At 42.2% G+C, this 17,890-nt stretch carries 19 protein-coding genes; 9 read left to right on the plus strand and 10 right to left on the minus strand.

Annotated features, from left to right (window positions below):
• The first annotated feature begins 2 nt into the window (after positions 1–2).
• From D8844_RS07500 to nrdI, 3 genes are all read left to right on the plus strand, one after another.
• Positions 3–1,289, plus strand: a complete 1,287-nt coding sequence (locus tag D8844_RS07500) for a response regulator transcription factor (protein ID WP_000278905.1) — start codon at positions 3–5, stop codon at positions 1,287–1,289.
• A 58-nt stretch (positions 1,290–1,347) separates the two neighbouring features.
• The gene (locus D8844_RS07505; protein WP_000740037.1) at positions 1,348–1,881 is read left to right on the plus strand and encodes an ABC transporter permease; all 534 of its coding nucleotides are present in this window, start codon (positions 1,348–1,350) and stop codon (positions 1,879–1,881) included.
• Between the two features lie 76 nt (positions 1,882–1,957).
• Complete coding sequence (nrdI, locus tag D8844_RS07510) at positions 1,958–2,428, plus strand: class Ib ribonucleoside-diphosphate reductase assembly flavoprotein NrdI (RefSeq protein ID WP_000724234.1); 471 nt, start codon at positions 1,958–1,960, stop codon at positions 2,426–2,428.
• Positions 2,429–2,508: 80 nt separating this feature from the next.
• Here nrdI and D8844_RS07515 read toward each other — a convergent pair whose 3' ends face one another.
• From D8844_RS07515 to argS, 3 genes are all read right to left on the minus strand, one after another.
• The gene (locus tag D8844_RS07515; RefSeq protein ID WP_002892871.1) at positions 2,509–3,717 is read right to left on the minus strand and encodes an NRAMP family divalent metal transporter; all 1,209 of its coding nucleotides are present in this window, start codon (positions 3,715–3,717) and stop codon (positions 2,509–2,511) included.
• A gap of 253 nt (positions 3,718–3,970) precedes the next feature.
• Positions 3,971–4,216, minus strand: a complete 246-nt coding sequence (locus D8844_RS07520; RefSeq protein WP_000084865.1) for a hypothetical protein — start codon at positions 4,214–4,216, stop codon at positions 3,971–3,973.
• 258 nt (positions 4,217–4,474) lie between these two features.
• The gene (argS, locus tag D8844_RS07525) at positions 4,475–6,166 is read right to left on the minus strand and encodes an arginine--tRNA ligase (RefSeq protein ID WP_001092732.1); all 1,692 of its coding nucleotides are present in this window, start codon (positions 6,164–6,166) and stop codon (positions 4,475–4,477) included.
• 154 nt (positions 6,167–6,320) lie between these two features.
• On the opposite strand from argS, the gene argR reads away from it, so the two are divergent.
• Both argR and mutS read left to right on the plus strand, forming a co-directional pair.
• Entirely contained in the window at positions 6,321–6,767 is a 447-nt protein-coding gene (gene argR, locus D8844_RS07530) for an arginine repressor (protein ID WP_001231483.1), read from the plus strand.
• Positions 6,768–6,817: 50 nt separating this feature from the next.
• Positions 6,818–9,352 carry a DNA mismatch repair protein MutS gene (mutS, locus tag D8844_RS07535; RefSeq protein ID WP_125423111.1) on the plus strand — a complete coding sequence of 845 codons (2,535 nt, stop codon included), beginning with the start codon at positions 6,818–6,820 and terminating at the stop codon, positions 9,350–9,352.
• 42 nt (positions 9,353–9,394) lie between these two features.
• Here mutS and D8844_RS07540 read toward each other — a convergent pair whose 3' ends face one another.
• Both D8844_RS07540 and D8844_RS07545 read right to left on the minus strand, forming a co-directional pair.
• Positions 9,395–9,853, minus strand: a complete 459-nt coding sequence (locus tag D8844_RS07540) for a DUF3021 domain-containing protein (RefSeq protein ID WP_125423115.1) — start codon at positions 9,851–9,853, stop codon at positions 9,395–9,397.
• A complete protein-coding gene (locus D8844_RS07545; protein WP_125423118.1) occupies positions 9,850–10,290 on the minus strand; it encodes a LytTR family DNA-binding domain-containing protein in 441 nt (146 codons plus the stop codon). Before D8844_RS07545 ends, D8844_RS07540 begins: the two co-directional genes overlap by 4 nt.
• A gap of 207 nt (positions 10,291–10,497) precedes the next feature.
• Here D8844_RS07545 and mutL point away from each other — a divergent pair, with 207 nt between their 5' ends.
• Entirely contained in the window at positions 10,498–12,447 is a 1,950-nt protein-coding gene (gene mutL / locus D8844_RS07555; RefSeq protein ID WP_125423121.1) for a DNA mismatch repair endonuclease MutL, read from the plus strand.
• A 141-nt stretch (positions 12,448–12,588) separates the two neighbouring features.
• Here mutL and D8844_RS07560 read toward each other — a convergent pair whose 3' ends face one another.
• Complete coding sequence (locus D8844_RS07560) at positions 12,589–13,095, minus strand: helix-turn-helix domain-containing protein (protein WP_125423296.1); 507 nt, start codon at positions 13,093–13,095, stop codon at positions 12,589–12,591.
• Between the two features lie 159 nt (positions 13,096–13,254).
• On the opposite strand from D8844_RS07560, the gene ruvA reads away from it, so the two are divergent.
• Genes ruvA through D8844_RS07575 form a run of 3 tightly spaced genes read left to right on the plus strand, consistent with a single transcriptional unit; the run spans position 13,255 to position 15,093 of the window.
• Positions 13,255–13,848 carry a Holliday junction branch migration protein RuvA gene (ruvA, locus tag D8844_RS07565; protein ID WP_125423124.1) on the plus strand — a complete coding sequence of 198 codons (594 nt, stop codon included), beginning with the start codon at positions 13,255–13,257 and terminating at the stop codon, positions 13,846–13,848.
• Positions 13,849–13,857: 9 nt separating this feature from the next.
• Positions 13,858–14,418 carry a DNA-3-methyladenine glycosylase I gene (locus tag D8844_RS07570; RefSeq protein WP_125423127.1) on the plus strand — a complete coding sequence of 187 codons (561 nt, stop codon included), beginning with the start codon at positions 13,858–13,860 and terminating at the stop codon, positions 14,416–14,418.
• Entirely contained in the window at positions 14,419–15,093 is a 675-nt protein-coding gene (locus D8844_RS07575) for a CPBP family intramembrane glutamic endopeptidase (RefSeq protein WP_000987418.1), read from the plus strand.
• A 71-nt stretch (positions 15,094–15,164) separates the two neighbouring features.
• On the opposite strand, the gene D8844_RS07580 is transcribed toward D8844_RS07575, so the two are convergent.
• The 4 genes from D8844_RS07580 to D8844_RS07595 all read right to left on the minus strand — a co-directional run bounded on the left by D8844_RS07580 (position 15,165) and on the right by D8844_RS07595 (position 17,889).
• A complete protein-coding gene (locus D8844_RS07580; protein WP_000166112.1) occupies positions 15,165–15,428 on the minus strand; it encodes a SemiSWEET family transporter in 264 nt (87 codons plus the stop codon).
• 73 nt (positions 15,429–15,501) lie between these two features.
• Positions 15,502–16,536 carry a S66 family peptidase gene (locus tag D8844_RS07585; protein WP_042767657.1) on the minus strand — a complete coding sequence of 345 codons (1,035 nt, stop codon included), beginning with the start codon at positions 16,534–16,536 and terminating at the stop codon, positions 15,502–15,504.
• A 312-nt stretch (positions 16,537–16,848) separates the two neighbouring features.
• Complete coding sequence (locus D8844_RS07590) at positions 16,849–17,196, minus strand: hypothetical protein (protein ID WP_125423130.1); 348 nt, start codon at positions 17,194–17,196, stop codon at positions 16,849–16,851.
• Positions 17,197–17,211: 15 nt separating this feature from the next.
• The gene (locus D8844_RS07595; protein ID WP_084850006.1) at positions 17,212–17,889 is read right to left on the minus strand and encodes a DUF1129 domain-containing protein; all 678 of its coding nucleotides are present in this window, start codon (positions 17,887–17,889) and stop codon (positions 17,212–17,214) included.
• Position 17,890: the final 1 nt, after the last annotated feature.

A 17,890-nucleotide genomic window follows, 5' to 3' on the forward strand; every position in this document is an offset into this window, starting at 1 on the left:
AAATGTATAAAGTTTTATTAGTAGACGATGAGTACATGGTGACAGAGGGGCTCAAGCGATTAATCCCCTTTGAAAAATGGGATATGCAAGTCGTCGCAACAGCTAATCACGCAGATGATGCTTTGGACTATATTAAGAAAAATCCAGTAGATGTGGTCATTTCCGATGTCAACATGCCAGATAAGACCGGACTTGAGATGATTAGGGAAATGAAAGAGCTACTTCCAGATACCTATTATATCTTGCTGTCTGGTTATCAGGAGTTTGAGTACGTTAAAAAAGCCATGAACCTTAGTGTCGTGGATTATCTGGTCAAGCCAGTAGACAAGGTGGAGTTGGGCAATTTATTAGAAAAAATTGCGCAACAGCTTCAGGAAAAGGTGGAGCAAAGTCAGACCCTCAGTCAAGAATTGGATGAGACAGGATTTACGAACTACCTGTCAGGTAAAGACAGCTGGTGGATTGGTCTATCCAAGGAAAAGCAGGGTTCTTTTACCATTCCTTACTATGTTTTGGGGCAAGACTGGCAGATTTTCATCTCTGATCAACCGCTCGATGGCATCGTCGTGACACCATTTGAAGCACCCTACCAGCAGTCCTTTGAGAATTGGAAGATTAACGCTGAAAAAGCCCTTTTCTACGGTTCAGTCAATCTAGAAAAATCCGAGAGTTTGTTTGCTTATTACGAGCCGATTTATCGGGTGATTATCCAAGGGAATATCAATCAAATCATCGAAGAATTAACCTTGCTAGAGAAGGTCGTCTTGGAGAATACCCCGCGCGTGGCTATCACGAAGCAGCTCTTCACCCAGTTTGTCATGGATGTCTTTCATTTGTTTGAACACCTAAAAGCAGATGATATGACCGAGATAGTCAAAGCTATCCATGCCATTAACACCTTTGAAGAATTGGTTGCCTATATCAAAGAAACCTTGACCAAGTTCTTTGGCCAGTACCGCATGAATGAAAATGTGGTGAGCGTTCTGGAGGTGATTGGGCGTGATTATCAGAAAGAGCTCTCACTTAAGGATATTAGCAAGGATCTCTTTATCAATCCTGTCTATCTCGGTCAGCTGATCAAGAGGGAAACCAACTCAACCTTTGCGGAATTGCTCAATAAACAGCGAATTAAGGCAGCGCAGCAACTCTTACTTTCGACCAGTGATAGTATCGAAGATATTTGCTATGCAGTTGGCTATAGTAATGTTGGATATTTCTATAAGGTTTTCCGTAAATTGTGCGGAAAATCACCGAAAGCTTATCGGAAACAAGTTGAAACCAGCTTGTAAAAGTTGTATTCCTGTACAAAAAATGCTATAATGTTCAAAATATCTTATGGAGGAAAACATGAAAAAGAATCCTATTTATCTTTGGGTCTTGTTAGTCCTATCAGCCCTCATTTCATCTATGTCATTATTTGGAATCTTGAGTCCATTGCCAAGTAAAGATGTGCTTCGTGCGAGCCTGGCGAATAGCGGGACGCTTACTGCCCAGCAATTAGAAGACACAGTCAACTATACTTACCAAGTAACAGCGTCATCACACTCTATTTTTAATACGTTGTTGATTGTCTTATCTGCAATTCTAGTTGTAGTAGCCTTTGTATTTCTCCTACGTAAAAATGTGCAATTCGCAAACTATGCTTATATTGGCTATGTTCTACTAGCGATTGTTGGTTTGGTTTATAGCTATATGAACGTTCAAGATGCGGTTCAATTAATCAAAGATACTACTCTCGGCTTAGGAATGGGAGCATTAGCACAAGGAACGAATATTTTGTTCATCATTATCAATGTTCTCTTTTTAGCCTTAGTCTTTTACAAGATGTGGCGCCAACAAAAAGATTTGGCTGAAGAAGCCGGAGCAGAGGAAGTTGCCTAAGTATTGACAAAAGAGAACTATCAAGTTACAATCTTGGTAGTTCTTTTACTATCCAAAAATAAAAATCGAGGTCAATATGAAAAAAATATCCTTAGTTTATATCAGTTTGAGCGGAAATACAGAGAGTTTTGTAACCCGACTTAAGGACTATCTCTTGTCCCAGCACGAAGGAATTGAGGTCCAAAAGATCCATATCAAGGATTTGGTCAAGGAAGGGAAAGATTTCTTTGAGATGGATCATCCTTATGTCGCCTTTTTACCCACCTATTTAGAAGGTGGGAATGGGGTCGACAACGGCGATGTTGAGATTCTGACAACTCCAGTGGGTGATTTTATCGCCTATGGAGACAATGCTAGTAAGTGTTTTGGGGTAGTGGGATCTGGTAATCGCAATTTTAACAATCAATACTGCCTGACAGCCAAGCAGTATAGCCAGCGCTTTGGCTTCCCGGTCCTAGCAGACTTTGAAATGCGTGGTATGCTGGGAGATATTAAAAAAGTCGCAGCAATTATTGCGGATTTGTATGAGTTAGAAACAGAAAAATAAAGTAGTACTGAGGGGCAGCTGAGATTTTCAACTGCCTTTGAGTATGCAAAAAGCACCCTGTAAGGGTGCCATTTTGTAAACTATCCTGCTTTTCCGATGGCAAGTGCATAGATAAAGAAAATAGCAAAGCCAAAGAGGAAAATCAATCCTGCGATAGCGAGGAGTTTTAGCCAAGAAGGAAGATTTTTATTCTCACGTGTCACCAATACATAGTTCAAGAGAGCGAAGAATGGTGTTGTCAGGAAAGAACCGATCATGGCAAAGCGAAGCATGGTGGAAACTTGTCCAGCAAAGAACTTGATGATGACGATACCAATGATAGCGGTAATGGTCATCCAGATGTTCAAAGATTTGCGAGTATCCTCTTTTTGACGAATCAAGAGTCGTAGCGATTCCTGATTGACACGAGAGTAGCCATCGATAACGGTGATGACCGTTCCAAAGATACAGAGAAAGGCGATAAAGGTAATCAAATAACGAGACCATTCTCCAAGAACAGAGGCATACATACCCACAAACTGAGAAATGTACTTGGCTGAAGCGGCTTCAACTGCTTGTCCTGTAGGATACTGAATAAGCGCTCCTAGTGCCACGAAGAATACAGCTAGGATAGCAGTTCCAATGTAACCAATGTTAAAGTCGAAAAGGGCGTCCTCTGTATTAAAGTTGACAGTCTTTTTCTTTTCAGCAGACCAGAGTGAATTGATGGCTGAAATTTCAATAGGAGCAGGCATCCATCCTAAGAGGGAAACGATGAAAGGGAGGGCCGCCATTTGCCAAGGTGTCTTTTCGACAAAATCAGAGCTGTATTCTGGATGCTTAATTGCTGCAATGATAACTGCAAGAACTGTTGCAATGGTCAAAGCAGACATGATCCATTTTGCCATACCATCCAATAGTTTATAGCCACCAAAGAGTAGCATGGCCCAAATGACTGCAACAAGGATAAGGGACCATTGAGTGATACTAAGACCAATCATTGGGAAGGCGCTAGCGATGATAGCTGAGCAAAGGATAGCGACTCCAGCTGTATTAACCATAGCAGAGAAGACATTGAGGACAAAGAAAATCCAGAGATAGAGTTTCCCTTTTTCGGCGTAGCCTTCTACCAAGGTCTTGCCAGTGTCGGCAGTATATTCGGCACCAAAACGGAAAAATGGATATTTAAAAACATTGGCCAAGATAACCAAGAGGAGTAGTGACCAACCATAAGAACCACCAGCTTGAGTGGAGGATACGATATGAGAACCTCCAACGGCGGCAGAAGCCATTAGGATTCCTGGCCCCATTGCCTTTAGTTTGCTTGCCCAGGTTGACTAATTTGATAACGTAACTTGTGACATAATAAACACTCCTATTTTTGAATTTTCAGAATAATCTGAATAGATAGCTACTATTCTACAAAAAACTTAAAGGAAATGCAAGAATATTTTGAAAAAATATAGAAAATTACAGAAAACTTTACATGTACTGATGAAATTTCTCCAAGGAGAATATAGTTAAGGCTAAAAAAGTCCGAGAAGAAAGCTTCTCGGATTTTGATTATTTCAATTGATCTGTAACGTCTTTTGAGAGCAACATTCCCAGATGGTAAGTTTTATTGATATGTGCAATGACATCATTGATATTTTCAGTCGTGTGAATTTTCTCTTTGATGTCAGACCTAAATGTCTCGTCCTTCAAGAGTTGCTCTTGGTAGAGTCTTTGAAGTCTTTCCTTCTCGTACTTATTGAGCAGAAAAAGGAAAACCAAGCTAAGTACAACGAGGATATAAGCATATTGGCTCATAAGGAATCTCCCAGTGTGATAAAGAAATAGTAAAAGTGAATAAATTATTTCATTGAACAGCTGCAAGGCCGAACAAAATATAAATGTTATTTTGCCTCAATCTTTCAGATTGCTTTCAAGTAATTTAAAAGATTACGACATGAGCCTAACCAAATCGATATTATTTGGTTAGGTGAATTAGTGAAGCAGTTAGCTAGTCCGCATATAGCGGCTAGCGTCTAACAATTAGGAACTTTAGTTCCAATTGTTAGTACTGAATCACATCTTCTCCGGCGCTTCTACTCCGAGCAAACGAAGAGCTTCTTTGAGGACGACTGCGGTTGCGTAGCTGAGGGCCAGACGACTGTCGCGCTCAGGACTTTCATCTAGGATACGTGTATGTGCATAATATTTGTTAAATGCTTGAGCCAAACCAATCGCAAATTTCGCAATGATAGAAGGTTCAAAGTTATCTGCTGCACGATTGATAATACGTGGGAAGTCTTGGATGAGCTTGATGATTTCCCAGCTTTCAGCATCATTCAGGCTATAGTTGCTAGCTGTATCTGGTTTGAAATCGGCTTTGCGCAAGATAGATTGGATACGAGCGTAGGCGTATTGAACGTAAGGTCCAGTTTCTCCTTCAAAGGATACCATAGCTTCAAGGTCGAAGTCATATCCATTTGTACGGTCGGTCTTAAGATCATAGAACTTGATAGCCCCAACTCCAACAGCGTGGGCAACCTGGTCTTTATTTTCTAACTCAGGATTTTTCGCTTCGATTTGGGCCTTGGCACGACTAACAGCCTCTGCAATAGTAGGCTCTAGTAAGATGACATTTCCTTTACGAGTAGAGAGTTTTTTCCCTTCTTTTGTTACCAATCCAAACGGAACATGGACAATGTCTTGGCTCCAATCGTAGCCCATCTCTTGTAGTACTGCCTTGAGTTGTTTGAAGTGGGCAGATTGCTCTTGACCAACAACATAGATGGATTTTGCAAATTGGTATTCCTTTTTACGGTAGAGGGCTGCAGCCAAGTCACGTGTGATATAGAGAGTTGCACCATCAGATTTTTTGATAAGGGCTGGATGTTCAATTCCATATTTCTCAAGATTGACAACTTGAGCCCCTTCTGACTCAACAAGAAGTCCTTTTTCAGCGAAAATATCTACAACAGCATCCATCTTATCGTTGTAGAAGGCTTCTCCGTTGTAGCTGTCAAATTCGACTTGCAGTTCATTGTAAAGGCGGTTGAATTCCACTAAACTTTCATCACGGAACCATTGCCAGAGAGCGAGGGCTTCCTCGTCTCCATTCTCCAGTTTGCGGAACCATTCGCGTGCTTCTTCATCCAAGCTAGGGTCTTTTTCAGCTTCAGCATTGATGCGAACGTAGAGTTTAAGAAGTTCATCGATTGGATGCGCTTTAACGGCTTCCTCATTTCCCCATTTCTTGTAGGCAACGATTAACATTCCAAACTGTTTGCCCCAGTCTCCCAAATGGTTGACCTTGACCGTTTGATAGCCGATTTTTTGGAAAATATGTGACAAGCTATCTCCGATAACCGTTGAGCGCAGGTGACCAATAGAAAATGGTTTAGCGATATTAGGACTAGACATGTCGATAACGATATTTTCTTGTTTGCCAATGGTTTGGTCGGCATAGTGCTCTTTTTCAGTGATAACATCCTGTAATACCTGAGCCGAAATAGCAGATTTATCAAGGAAAAAGTTGACGTAAGGTCCTGTTGCGACAACCTTTTCAAAGGCTTGACTATTGATTTTTTCAGCAATATCTGTTGCAATCATTTGAGGAGCTTTACGCTCGACCTTTGCTAGAGAAAAGGCAGGGAAGGCGATGTCTCCCATTTCTGAGTTTTTAGGTGTTTCCAGTAAATTTAAAATAGCCTCTTGATCCAGGCTATCAATGACGCTAGCCAACTCGCTAGCAATCAATTCTTTTGTATTCATAAGGGCTCCTTTTGGGCTTTTTTACTATTTTAACACAATTTACTACATTTTTTGAGAAAGAAAAGAATTTTTTTGAATTATCTAGTTTTTTTGGTATAATATAGTTATAAAATAAATGTAAAACTTGTTATAAATATTCACTTAAGAGGATAATATGAGAAAAAGAGAACGGCATCAATTGATTAAAAAGATGATCACCGAAGAAAAACTTGGGACACAAAAAGAGATTCAAGATCGTTTAGAAGCTCGTAATGTTTATGTGACACAAACGACTTTATCGCGTGATTTGCGTGAAATCGGCTTGACCAAGGTTAAGAAAAATGATATGGTGTATTATGTACTAGCAAATGAGACAGATAAGATTGATTTAGTTGAGTTTTTGTCTCATCATTTAGAAGGAGTTGCAAGAGCTGAGTTCACCTTGGTACTTCATACCAAACTTGGGGAAGCTGCAGTCTTAGCAAACATTGTAGATGCAAACAAGGATGAATGGATTTTAGGAACGGTTGCTGGTGCTAATACCTTATTGGTTATTTGTCGAGACCAGCACGTTGCCAAGCTGATGGAAGATCGTTTGCTAGATTTGATGAAAGATAAATAAGGTCTTGGGAGTTGCTCTCAAGACTTATTTTTAGCAAGGAGAGACGGAAAATGGCAATAGAAAAGCTATCACCCGGCATGCAACAGTATGTGGATATTAAGAAACAATACCCAGATGCTTTTTTGCTTTTTCGGATGGGTGATTTTTACGAGTTGTTCTATGAAGATGCAATTAATGCAGCACAGATTTTAGAAATTTCCTTAACGAGTCGGAATAAAAATGCAGAAAATCCGATACCCATGGCGGGTGTCCCCTATCATTCTGCCCAGCAGTACATCGATGTTCTGATTGAGCAGGGCTATAAAGTTGCCATTGCAGAACAGATGGAAGATCCCAAACAAGCGGTTGGTGTTGTCAAGCGAGAGGTGGTCCAGGTCATCACACCTGGAACGGTCGTTGATAGCAGTAAGCCGGATAGTCAGAATAATTTCTTGGTTGCCTTAGATCGTGATGGCAATCAGTTTGGTCTGGCTTATATGGATCTGGTGACAGGTGATTTTTATGTGACAGGTTTATTGGATTTCACTCTCGTTTGTGGGGAAATCCGTAACCTCAAGGCGCGAGAAGTGGTGCTGGGTTATGACTTGTCTGAGGAAGAAGAACAAATCCTCAGTCGTCAGATGAATTTGTTGCTTTCCTATGAGAAGGAAGGCTTTGAGGATATTCATTTACTGGATCCACGACTGGCAGCTGTGGAGCAAGCAGCAGCTAGTAAGCTCCTCCAGTATGTTCATCGGACCCAGATGCGGGAATTGAACCACCTCAAACCAGTTATTCGCTATGAAATCAAAGATTTCTTGCAGATGGATTATGCGACCAAGGCTAGTCTGGATTTGGTTGAGAATGCCCGTTCAGGTAAGAAGCAAGGGAGTCTTTTCTGGCTTTTGGATGAAACCAAAACGGCTATGGGTATGCGTCTCTTGCGTTCTTGGATTCATCGTCCCTTGATTGATAAGGAACGAATCATCCAACGTCAAGAGGTGGTGCAGGTCTTTCTTGACCATTTCTTTGAGCGTAGTGATTTAACGGACAGTCTCAAGGGTGTTTATGATATCGAACGTTTGGCTAGTCGGGTTTCTTTTGGCAAGACCAATCCCAAGGATCTCTTGCAATTGGCGACCACCTTATCCAGTGTACCACGGATTCGTGCGATTTTAGAAGGCATGGAGCAACCTGCCCTGGCCTATCTTATCAAACAGTTAGATGCCATTCCAGAGTTAGAGAGCTTGATTAGTGCTGCCATTGCTCCTGAAGCTCCTCATGTGATTACGGAAGGTGGCATTATCCGTACAGGATTTGATGAGACCTTAGACAAGTACCGTCGTGTGCTCAGAGAAGGGACTAGCTGGATTGCTGAGATTGAGGCTAAGGAGCGGGAAAACTCTGGCATCAGCACGCTTAAGATTGACTACAATAAAAAGGACGGCTACTATTTCCATGTGACTAATTCGCAACTGGGAAATGTGCCAGCCCACTTTTTCCGCAAGGCAACGCTGAAAAACTCGGAACGCTTTGGGACTGAGGAATTGGCCCGTATCGAGGGAGATATGCTGGAGGCGCGTGAGAAGTCAGCCAACCTAGAGTATGAAATCTTTATGCGCATCCGTGAGGGAGTCAGCAAGTACATCCAGCGTTTGCAGGCTCTAGCCCAAGGAATTGCAACGGTTGATGTCTTGCAAAGTCTCGCAGTTGTGGCTGAAACACAGCATTTGATCCGACCTGAGTTTGGGGATGATTCACAAATCGATATCCAAAAGGGACGCCATGCTGTCGTCGAAAAGGTCATGGGAGCTCAGACCTACATTCCAAACAGTATCCAGATGGCAGAAGATACCAGTATTCAGCTAATCACAGGGCCCAACATGAGTGGGAAGTCTACCTACATGCGCCAACTAGCTATGACGGCGATTATGGCCCAGCTAGGCTCGTATGTGCCGGCAGAAAGCGCCCATTTGCCGATCTTCGATGCCATCTTTACCCGTATCGGAGCAGCAGATGACTTGGTTTCAGGTCAATCAACCTTCATGGTGGAGATGATGGAGGCCAACAATGCCATTTCGCATGCGACCAAGGACTCCTTGATTCTCTTCGATGAATTGGGACGGGGAACGGCAACTTATGACGGGATGGCTCTTGCCCAGTCCATCATCGAATACATCCATGAACATATCGGAGCCAAAACCCTCTTTGCGACCCACTACCATGAGTTGACCAGTCTGGAGTCTAGCTTGGAACACTTGGTCAACGTCCACGTGGCAACCTTAGAACAGGATGGACAGGTTACCTTCCTTCACAAGATTGAACCAGGTCCAGCTGATAAATCCTACGGTATCCATGTTGCTAAGATCGCTGGCTTACCAGGAGAACTTTTAGCAAGAGCGGATAAGATTTTAACGCAACTGGAGAATCAAGGGACGGAAAGCCCTGCTCCAATGAGAGAAACAAGTGCTGTTACTGAACAGATGTCACTCTTTGACGCGCCTGCAGAACATCCTATCCTAGCAGAATTAGCTAAACTGGATGTATACAATATGACACCTATGCAGGCTATGAATGTCTTGGTCGAGTTCAAACAAAAGTTATAAAAAGAATCCCACTCATGCATTTGTGAGTGGGATTTTTCTCTATTACTTTTTATGAGCCAAGAGTTGATTGATGTGGTCCACTTTTTTAGCTTCTCTTTTATAGAGAATAATCCAGATGATGAGGTAGACGATCGCAAACTCTGGAATGAGTTGGAGATAGAAGGTCCAGTGGAAGGGGAACCAACCAGCCAGAGTTGCTAGTGGAACAAAGCCAGCCAGCATGAGGAAGAAATGGGAAAGTGTTGCACGGAGCAGGCTCCAGTCACGGCTGAATAAGCGACTGCCAAAGCTAAAGAGAACGCCGATAGCTGACCAGATGATCATGCAGTAGAGCAAGACTAGGGCACCGTGAACCTGATGTTGAACCATCGCTTGGCCGATGAGAGACTCGGGACTCAGCGGGGCATAGGTATTTGGTGCATAAATGAGTGAAAAAAGGATAGAGAGGATGAGGCCGATGAGTACACCAGTGGCTGCATCGTGAAAGATTTGTTTTTTCATAGTTCTAATTTCTCCTTGATGTTTTTTAGGTAACGGCGTGAAGAGTAGGTGAAGCTTTCGTTTTTGAGAAAGATTTCGACCAGGCCGTTGGGAGTGAGTTTGAGATGAGAGATGGAGTCGATATTGACGATTTCAGATTGGGAAATTTGGATAAAAGTGGTCGGCAAGAGTTCAAGAACCTGATAGAGTCGCAAATCAACGCTGTAGGTCTGACTGGCAGTTTCTGCTAGAACCTTTCGATTCTCGATATAGAAGCGCTGTATCTTACAAATCTTAACTAGATAGACCTGATCTTCAATCTTTCCTTTGATTGTTTCTTTTTGGTCAAGATTTTCAGCGAACTCGATGACTTTCTGGACTTTTTCGGTCGGCTGAGGAGTTTGGACAATCAGCTTTTCCTCCTCGTAAGTCTCATTAATCTGTAGTTCTACTTTCATAAATTTCCCTCCTTATATTTCATACAAAATTGTGATCACTTCCTGTACACCTTTATTAAACACTATTTTACGACCCATGGCAAGGGACTTTGTCTATGTGGAGGGATTTGGAGTCTATGTGGCGCTTGATTTTTCGGTCCTATCTGAAATGTGGTATAATAGCACTAATCAATTTCTAGGAAAATAGATACAGAAAGGGGCTGAAAGATGTCTCATATTATTGAATTGCCAGAGGTACTGGCAAACCAGATAGCGGCAGGGGAGGTTATCGAACGTCCTGCCAGTGTAGTCAAAGAGTTGGTAGAAAATGCAATTGACGCGGGTTCTAGTCAGATTATCATTGAGATTGAGGAAGCTGGTCTCAAGAAAATCCAAATCACTGATAATGGTCATGGAATTGCCCACGATGATGTGGAATTGGCCTTGCGTCGACATGCGACCAGTAAGATAAAAAATCAAGCAGACCTCTTTCGGATTCGGACGCTTGGTTTTCGTGGTGAAGCCCTGCCTTCTATCGCTTCTGTCAGTGTCTTGACTCTGTTGACGGCGGTGGATGGTGCGAGTCATGGGACCAAGCTCGTTGCGCGTGGGGGTGAAGTTGAGGAAATCATCCCAGCGACTAGTCCTGTGGGGACCAAGGTTTGTGTGGAGGACCTCTTTTTCAATACACCTGCCCGTCTCAAGTATATGAAGAGCCAGCAAGCGGAGTTGTCTCATATCATCGATATTGTCAACCGTCTGGGCCTTGCTCATCCTGAGATTTCTTTTAGTTTAATCAGTGATGGCAAGGAAATGACGCGAACAGCTGGAACTGGCCAACTGCGCCAAGCTATCGCAGGGATTTACGGTTTGGCGAGTGCCAAGAAGATGATTGAAATTGAGAACTCTGACCTAGATTTCGAAATTTCAGGTTTTGTTTCATTGCCTGAATTGACACGAGCAAATCGTAACTATATCAGTCTCTTCATCAATGGCCGTTATATCAAGAACTTCCTGCTTAATCGTGCTATTTTGGATGGTTACGGAAGCAAGCTTATGGTGGGCCGTTTTCCACTGGCTGTCATTCACATCCATATCGACCCTTATCTAGCGGATGTCAATGTGCATCCGACCAAGCAAGAAGTGCGAATTTCCAAGGAAAAAGAACTGATGACGCTGGTTTCAGAAGCTATTTCTAACAGTCTCAAGGAACAAGCCTTGATACCTGATGCTTTAGAAAATCTTGCCAAGTCGACCGTGCGCAATCGTCAAAAGGTAGAGCAGACCATTCTCCCACTCAAAGAAAACACGCTCTACTATGAAAAAACAGAACTCTCAAAACCCAGTCGAGCTGAGGTGGCTGATCATCAGGTTGAATTAACTGAGGAGGGGCAGGATTTAACCCTGTTTGCCAAGGAAACCTTGGACCAGCTGACCAAGCCAGCAAAATTGCATTTTGCAGAGAGAAAGCCTGCTAACTACGACCAACTAGACCATCCAGAGTTAGATCTTGCTAGCCTCGATAAGGCTTATGACAAGCTGGAGCGAGAAGAAGCATCCAGCTTCCCAGAGTTGGAATTTTTCGGACAAATGCACGGCACTTATCTCTTTGCCCAGGGGAGAGATGGGCTCTACATCATAGACCAACATGCGGCTCAGGAACGGGTTAAATACGAGGAATACCGAGAAAGTATTGGCAATGTTGACCAGAGCCAGCAGCAACTCCTAGTGCCCTACATCTTTGAATTCCCAGCAGATGATGCCCTTCGTCTCAGGGAAAGAATGCCTCTCTTAGAGGAAGTGGGTGTCTTTTTGGCAGAGTACGGAGAAAATCAATTTATCCTGCGTGAACATCCTATTTGGATGGCAGAGGAAGAGATTGAATCAGGCATCTATGAAATGTGTGATATGCTACTCTTGACCAAGGAAGTTTCTATCAAGAAATACCGAGCAGAGCTGGCAATCATGATGTCCTGCAAGCGGTCTATCAAGGCCAACCATCGTATCGATGACCATTCAGCTAGACAACTCCTCTATCAACTCTCTCAATGTGACAATCCTTACAACTGTCCACATGGCCGTCCTGTTTTGGTACATTTCACCAAGTCGGATATGGAAAAGATGTTCCGACGTATTCAGGAAAATCATACCAGCCTCCGTGAGTTGGGGAAATATTAAGAACACAAAAAGCCTTTGTTCCTTTTGAACAAGGCTTTTTAGTTTTTCTAAGGTGGGAACTTGATTGGACATGGGCAACTTGACACGATATTTACACTTGCTTGACAAGACCAGTTCTATAAAAATGTTGCGAAAACTGAATTAGGTGATTCCAGGCTTTGTAGAATCGTCGTTGTCTGAAGGAGTCTCAAGACCAATGACCTTATCAAGATAACGTTGTTTGGTTTTGAGAACCTTATTGATAGCGACAGCAGAAGCGATTAAGAGAACGAAGGTTAGCCAGATCCAAGTGGTGAATTCAGCTGGAAAACTAGAACCGGCTAAAAAGAGATAGATAGCCAGAGCCAATACAAAAATATAAATCACTTGCCAGAGACCAAAGGATTTAACCTTTTTATAGTATTTATCCTTGTCTTCCTCCAAAATCACTGCTGTGGAAGCTTTTTCAGAGATTTTATCCAGTAGTAGATAGTCAGTTGTCACTTGGAAAATCTTGCTTATTTCAATGATTTTTTCGATTTCAGGAAGTACTTGTCCAGACTCCCATTTGGAGATGCTTTGTCGAGAAACATTGATTTGTTCTGCTAGCTTTTCTTGGGACCAACCTTTTTCCTTTCTGAGCTCAAATAGTTTTTCTGCGAGTTTCATCATTCTATCCTCCTTTTTCTTCTTTTATCCTAACAATTTTTACTTATTATGAGAATACAATCTCCTGTACAATTTGTCAACCACCGGTTGCATCTTTTGTTGCAGTCTGTCTTGGGGAAATATGGTATACTAGATAGGCAAAATAATGGAGAAAAAACTATGTACGAATATCTAAAAGGAATCATTACCAAAATCACTGCTAAATACATTGTCCTAGAGGCGAATGGTATCGGTTATATCTTGCATGTAGCCAATCCCTATGCCTATTCAGGTCAAGTTAACCAAGAAGCTCAGATTTATGTGCATCAAGTTGTTCGAGAGGATGCTCATCTGCTCTACGGTTTTCGCTCAGAAGATGAGAAGAAACTCTTTCTCAGTCTAATTTCGGTCTCAGGGATTGGTCCGGTGTCAGCTCTTGCTATTATCGCTGCGGATGACAATGCTGGCCTAGTTCAAGCGATTGAGAGCAAGAACATCACCTACTTGACTAAGTTCCCTAAAATTGGCAAGAAAACAGCCCAGCAGATGGTGCTGGACTTGGAAGGCAAGGTAGTCGTGGCTAGTGATGACCTTCCTTCCAAGGTCGCAGTGCAAACCAGCGCTGAAAACCAAGAACTGGAAGAAGCTATGGAAGCCATGCTGGCACTGGGCTACAAGGCGACTGAACTTAAGAAAATCAAGAAATTCTTTGAAGGAACGACGGATACAGCAGAGAACTATATCAAGTCGGCCCTTAAGATGTTGGTCAAATAGGAGTATAATATGCCAAAACGCTGTGGTTGGGTAAAAATGAATAATCCCTTATATGTAGCCTATCATGATGAGGAGTGGGGGCAACCCCTTCATGATGACCGCGCTCTTTTTGAATTGCTCTGTATGGAGACTTATCAGGCTGGCCTATCTTGGGAAACAGTGCTTAACAAACGCCAAGCTTTCCGAGAAGTATTTCACAACTACCAAGCCCAATGTGTCGCAGAGATGACGGATGCAGAGTTGGAGGCCTTGTTAGATAATCCAGCCATCATCCGAAATCGTGCCAAGCTCTTTGCGACGCGTGCCAACGCCCAAGCATTTTTACAAATCCAGAAAACCTTTGGCTCTTTTGATGCTTATCTCTGGTCCTTTGTTAAGGGGAAAACGATCGTGAATGATGTTCCTGACTATCACCTAGCACCTGCTAAAACAGCCTTGTCTGAAAAGTTATCTCAAGATCTCAAAAAACGAGGCTTCAAGTTCACAGGTCCCGTTGCAGTCTTGTCATTTCTACAAGCTGCAGGGTTAGTTGATGACCACGAGAATGATTGTGAGTGGAAGGGGAATTAAATGATGTCTAACAAAAATAAGGGAATTCTGATTTTTGCGATTCTCTATACAGTTCTCTTTGTATTTGATGGAGTTAAATTGCTGGCTTTCTTGATGCCATCTGCTATTGCAAATTATCTAGTTTATGTAGTACTAGCTCTATATGGCTCTTTCTTGTTTAAGGATCGATTGATCAAACAATGGAATGAGATTAGAAAGACTAAAAGGAAATTCTTCTTTTGCGTCTTAACAGGATGGCTCTTTCTCTTTCTGATGACTTTTGTCTTTGAATTTGTATCAGAGATGTTGAAGCAGTTTTTTGGGCTAGTCGGACAAGGTCTAAACCAGTCGAATATTCAAAGTACCTTTCAAGAACAACCAATACTGATAGCAGTTTTCGCCTGTATCATAGGACCTTTTGTGGAAGAACTCTTTTTCCGTCAGCTCTTGTTACATCACTTGCAGAAACGTCTGTCAAGTTGGCTAAGCATTCTTCTGGTAGGACTTGTTTTTGCTCTGACTCATATGCACAGTTTGGCTTTATCAGAGTGGGTCAGTGCAGTCGGTTATCTAGGTGGAGGCATTGCCTTTTCTATCATCTATGTGAAAGAAAAAGAGAATATTTATTATCCTCTAGTTGTTCATATGTTAGGCAATAGCCTTCCCTTGATTATTTTAGTTATCAGTAGTATGTGACGTTTTAGTAGTTATACAAGAGAAAAAGCTGAGAATCTCCTCTCAGCTTTTTGATTATATGCTAGTAACTTTTATAGTGCAGTAAGAAATGTCAGTCCACCTAAGACAACGCCAGCTGAGTTTGGAATAATTAGTATCCAATCCTTCTTAGGTTCTTTTGTCCATCCATAAATAACCCAAATTAAACAAGATACTGCTGCGGATAAAGGCTGGAATGGTTGAGCTTTGTTGCCTTGTAAATTGGCAAAAATTTGTGGGATGTAGGCGATAAATACAATAATCCCGATAAAGGCCCCGATTGAACCGACAATTTGATTTATTTTTTGTTTAGTCATATACACCTCCTTCAAAAAGATATCATAGAAATTAGCGAAAATCAATACAAAAGCATAAAAATGGAGAAATTGTTTATTTTTTGTTATAGTCAAAGCGAATGACTTGCTCTTTTGCATCCACATAAGCATAGACGCCAAAGGGTACAATGGCTCTTGGTGTGGCGTGCCCAACGTTTAGATTATAGACAATTGGGATATTGCTGTCAACGATGCTCATTAGTGCCTCTTTATAGTCGTCATAGAAGGCTTCATCCATTGGCTTTCCGACCAAGAGTCCACTGATGACCTCAAATACCCCAGTTTCTTTCAAAGCCAGCACCATCTTTTTGAAGTTTTCCGGCTCAGGCTTCTCTTCGCTTGTTTCTAACAAAAGAATCTTTCCTTCCCAGTCGGATAAGTCAGGGAAGAGTTTGTACTTTTGGCAGAGCTCCGTGCTATCTACGTATCGAGAATTGTCAAAGATATCATAGAGGGATTCAAGGCAACCGCCGAGAATTTCTCCCTCAAACTGGGTATTTCCTTGTAACAAATCAAAGCCTGTATTTACATGACTGATACGAGCTGTTCCCAGGGCCTTGGGACTAAAATCAGTTCGTTCCTCATACCAAACGTCGCTAGGGCGGATTTCTGAGATTCTTCCAGTCTCAATCAGTTCTTTAAAGTAGTGAAAGCTATAGGGCAACATCTCCTTGTCCAATTCACAAATGTCTGCTAGAAAGGATTGCCCATAAAAAGTCTTGACCCCTAGTTTGTGCAACATAAGGTGGTTCATAGTAGTATCCGAGAAGCCAAGAAAAATCTTTGGCTTGATAACCTTTTGAAGCTGGTCGTTTTCAAAAAGATAAGGTAGCAAGCGATAGGTATCATCCCCACCGATGGCACATAGGATCATGTTGATGCTATCATCAGAAAAGGCCTGCATCAAATCCTCTGCACGTGCCTCCGGATGGTCCTTGCTAAAGTCTAACCCTTTTAGCGAATGGGGCAAAAAGACAGGATTGAGTCCCAAATCCTTGAGACGTTGGAGACCCAAGTCGACTTCGTGTTTGACAAAATTCTCTCCGATAATGCCACTAGACAAACTAACAATACCAATAGTAGAAACTATATCTCATCCTCCTAGAAATAGATTGATACTCTTCGAAAATCTCTTCAAACCACGTCAGCTTTGCCTTGCCGTATATATGTTACTGACCTCGTCAGTTCTATCTACAACCTCAAAGCAGTGCTTTGAGCAACCTGCGGCTAGCTTCCTAGTTTGCTCTTTGATTTTCATTGAGTATGAGCCTATTTTATCACAAAAGATGAAAGAAAACTATAAGAATCAGACTCAGAAGTTCTATTGAATTTCAAGAAAGCAAGTGAAAAAGCAACCGCCTGTGCAGTTGCTTTTCGTTTTTCTAATCTCGCTAGATATGAGTTACTTGGTCAACTCTTGATTATAGGAGAGAGCTAAATCAATCCAGTAAGGAAGTTCTTTTTGACCTTCTATATCTAGGTCTATATAGCCATGATAAGGTCGCCCTCTCATCAATGTAGTATGAGCTCCTATTCGGGGTAGAACTTGCTTTTCCATTTCTTTGCCAATCCTCACCATAACCAGCTCATGATTTCTGGAACTGACAGTAAGAGCCATTTTCCCACGAATCATAAATGCTAGGCCACCAAACAGCCTCTTTTCTTCTAGCTCTTCTTCGAAAATTTGGGGAGGAAGTTTGAGCGCTAGAATTTTTCGAATCTGCTGAGCTAAAGATTGACTATATGCCATAGCTTTTCACTTTTCTTAATAACGTGATGGGCCCGCGCTTGCGCTTCGGATATTGAAACGTTTCTTGAGATAGAAGCGAAGAGCGAGAAGGGCAGCTCCCAGGATAGCCAAAGGCAATGGAGCAAGGACTGGATTGAGGTTGGCTGGTAGGAAGCTTGTTGCAAAGAAGACAACCAACCAAAGGACCATAGAAGCCAGGATAACGAGGATTGACTTCCAGAAAGGAGGGCGCTGGCTACGATCTGTGTCTGGTCCATAATACTGGTAGACAAAGTAGTACATCAAGTAGAAGGCCACCCCTCCAACAAGCCCAACCAACAAGAGGGTAATCAACCCATAGCCAATAGCCTGATCTGTAGAGAAGAAGGTAGTCAGAGCGCTAACCAATGCAAAGAGACTGGTGATAAAAAGGGCTGAGTCCATAATCATGAGTTTTGGATCGTCATTTTCTTTTGGATGCTCTTTTTCATATTGCTCCTTGACAGTGAAGCTATGAGCCCAGTGGGTTGGAGCCCCGTAGAGGGAACGAGCAGTCGTTCCTTTGGCTTGCTCTTCAAGGATTTTAGGAATGACTTCTTCAAAAACAGCCTTGATTTCAGCGTCTGTTTTACCATCTTTGATAAATTGTTGGGTAGCGATGTGGATAAACTCTTGGTTTTTCTTAGTTAATTTTTGTAAATCAATCTGAGACATA

This window comes from Streptococcus oralis (genome assembly GCF_003942875.1).
Taxonomy (GTDB): Bacteria; Bacillota; Bacilli; order Lactobacillales; family Streptococcaceae; genus Streptococcus; species Streptococcus oralis_BX.

Bases quoted from the DNA above. Each gene is read 5' to 3' on its own strand.
- D8844_RS07500 (WP_000278905.1), top strand. From the start codon at position 3: ATGTATAAAGTTTTATTAGTAGACGATGAGTACATGGTGACAGAGGGG.
- D8844_RS07505 (WP_000740037.1), top strand. From the start codon at position 1,348: ATGAAAAAGAATCCTATTTATCTTTGGGTCTTGTTAGTCCTATCAGCC.
- nrdI (WP_000724234.1), top strand. From the start codon at position 1,958: ATGAAAAAAATATCCTTAGTTTATATCAGTTTGAGCGGAAATACAGAG.
- D8844_RS07515 (WP_002892871.1), bottom strand. From the start codon at position 3,717: ATGGGGCCAGGAATCCTAATGGCTTCTGCCGCCGTTGGAGGTTCTCAT.
- D8844_RS07520 (WP_000084865.1), bottom strand. From the start codon at position 4,216: ATGAGCCAATATGCTTATATCCTCGTTGTACTTAGCTTGGTTTTCCTT.
- argS (WP_001092732.1), bottom strand. From the start codon at position 6,166: ATGAATACAAAAGAATTGATTGCTAGCGAGTTGGCTAGCGTCATTGAT.
- argR (WP_001231483.1), top strand. From the start codon at position 6,321: ATGAGAAAAAGAGAACGGCATCAATTGATTAAAAAGATGATCACCGAA.
- mutS (WP_125423111.1), top strand. From the start codon at position 6,818: ATGGCAATAGAAAAGCTATCACCCGGCATGCAACAGTATGTGGATATT.
- D8844_RS07540 (WP_125423115.1), bottom strand. From the start codon at position 9,853: ATGAAAAAACAAATCTTTCACGATGCAGCCACTGGTGTACTCATCGGC.
- D8844_RS07545 (WP_125423118.1), bottom strand. From the start codon at position 10,290: ATGAAAGTAGAACTACAGATTAATGAGACTTACGAGGAGGAAAAGCTG.
- mutL (WP_125423121.1), top strand. From the start codon at position 10,498: ATGTCTCATATTATTGAATTGCCAGAGGTACTGGCAAACCAGATAGCG.
- D8844_RS07560 (WP_125423296.1), bottom strand. From the start codon at position 13,095: ATGAAACTCGCAGAAAAACTATTTGAGCTCAGAAAGGAAAAAGGTTGG.
- ruvA (WP_125423124.1), top strand. From the start codon at position 13,255: ATGTACGAATATCTAAAAGGAATCATTACCAAAATCACTGCTAAATAC.
- D8844_RS07570 (WP_125423127.1), top strand. From the start codon at position 13,858: ATGCCAAAACGCTGTGGTTGGGTAAAAATGAATAATCCCTTATATGTA.
- D8844_RS07575 (WP_000987418.1), top strand. From the start codon at position 14,419: ATGATGTCTAACAAAAATAAGGGAATTCTGATTTTTGCGATTCTCTAT.
- D8844_RS07580 (WP_000166112.1), bottom strand. From the start codon at position 15,428: ATGACTAAACAAAAAATAAATCAAATTGTCGGTTCAATCGGGGCCTTT.
- D8844_RS07590 (WP_125423130.1), bottom strand. From the start codon at position 17,196: ATGGCATATAGTCAATCTTTAGCTCAGCAGATTCGAAAAATTCTAGCG.
- D8844_RS07595 (WP_084850006.1), bottom strand. From the start codon at position 17,889: ATGTCTCAGATTGATTTACAAAAATTAACTAAGAAAAACCAAGAGTTT.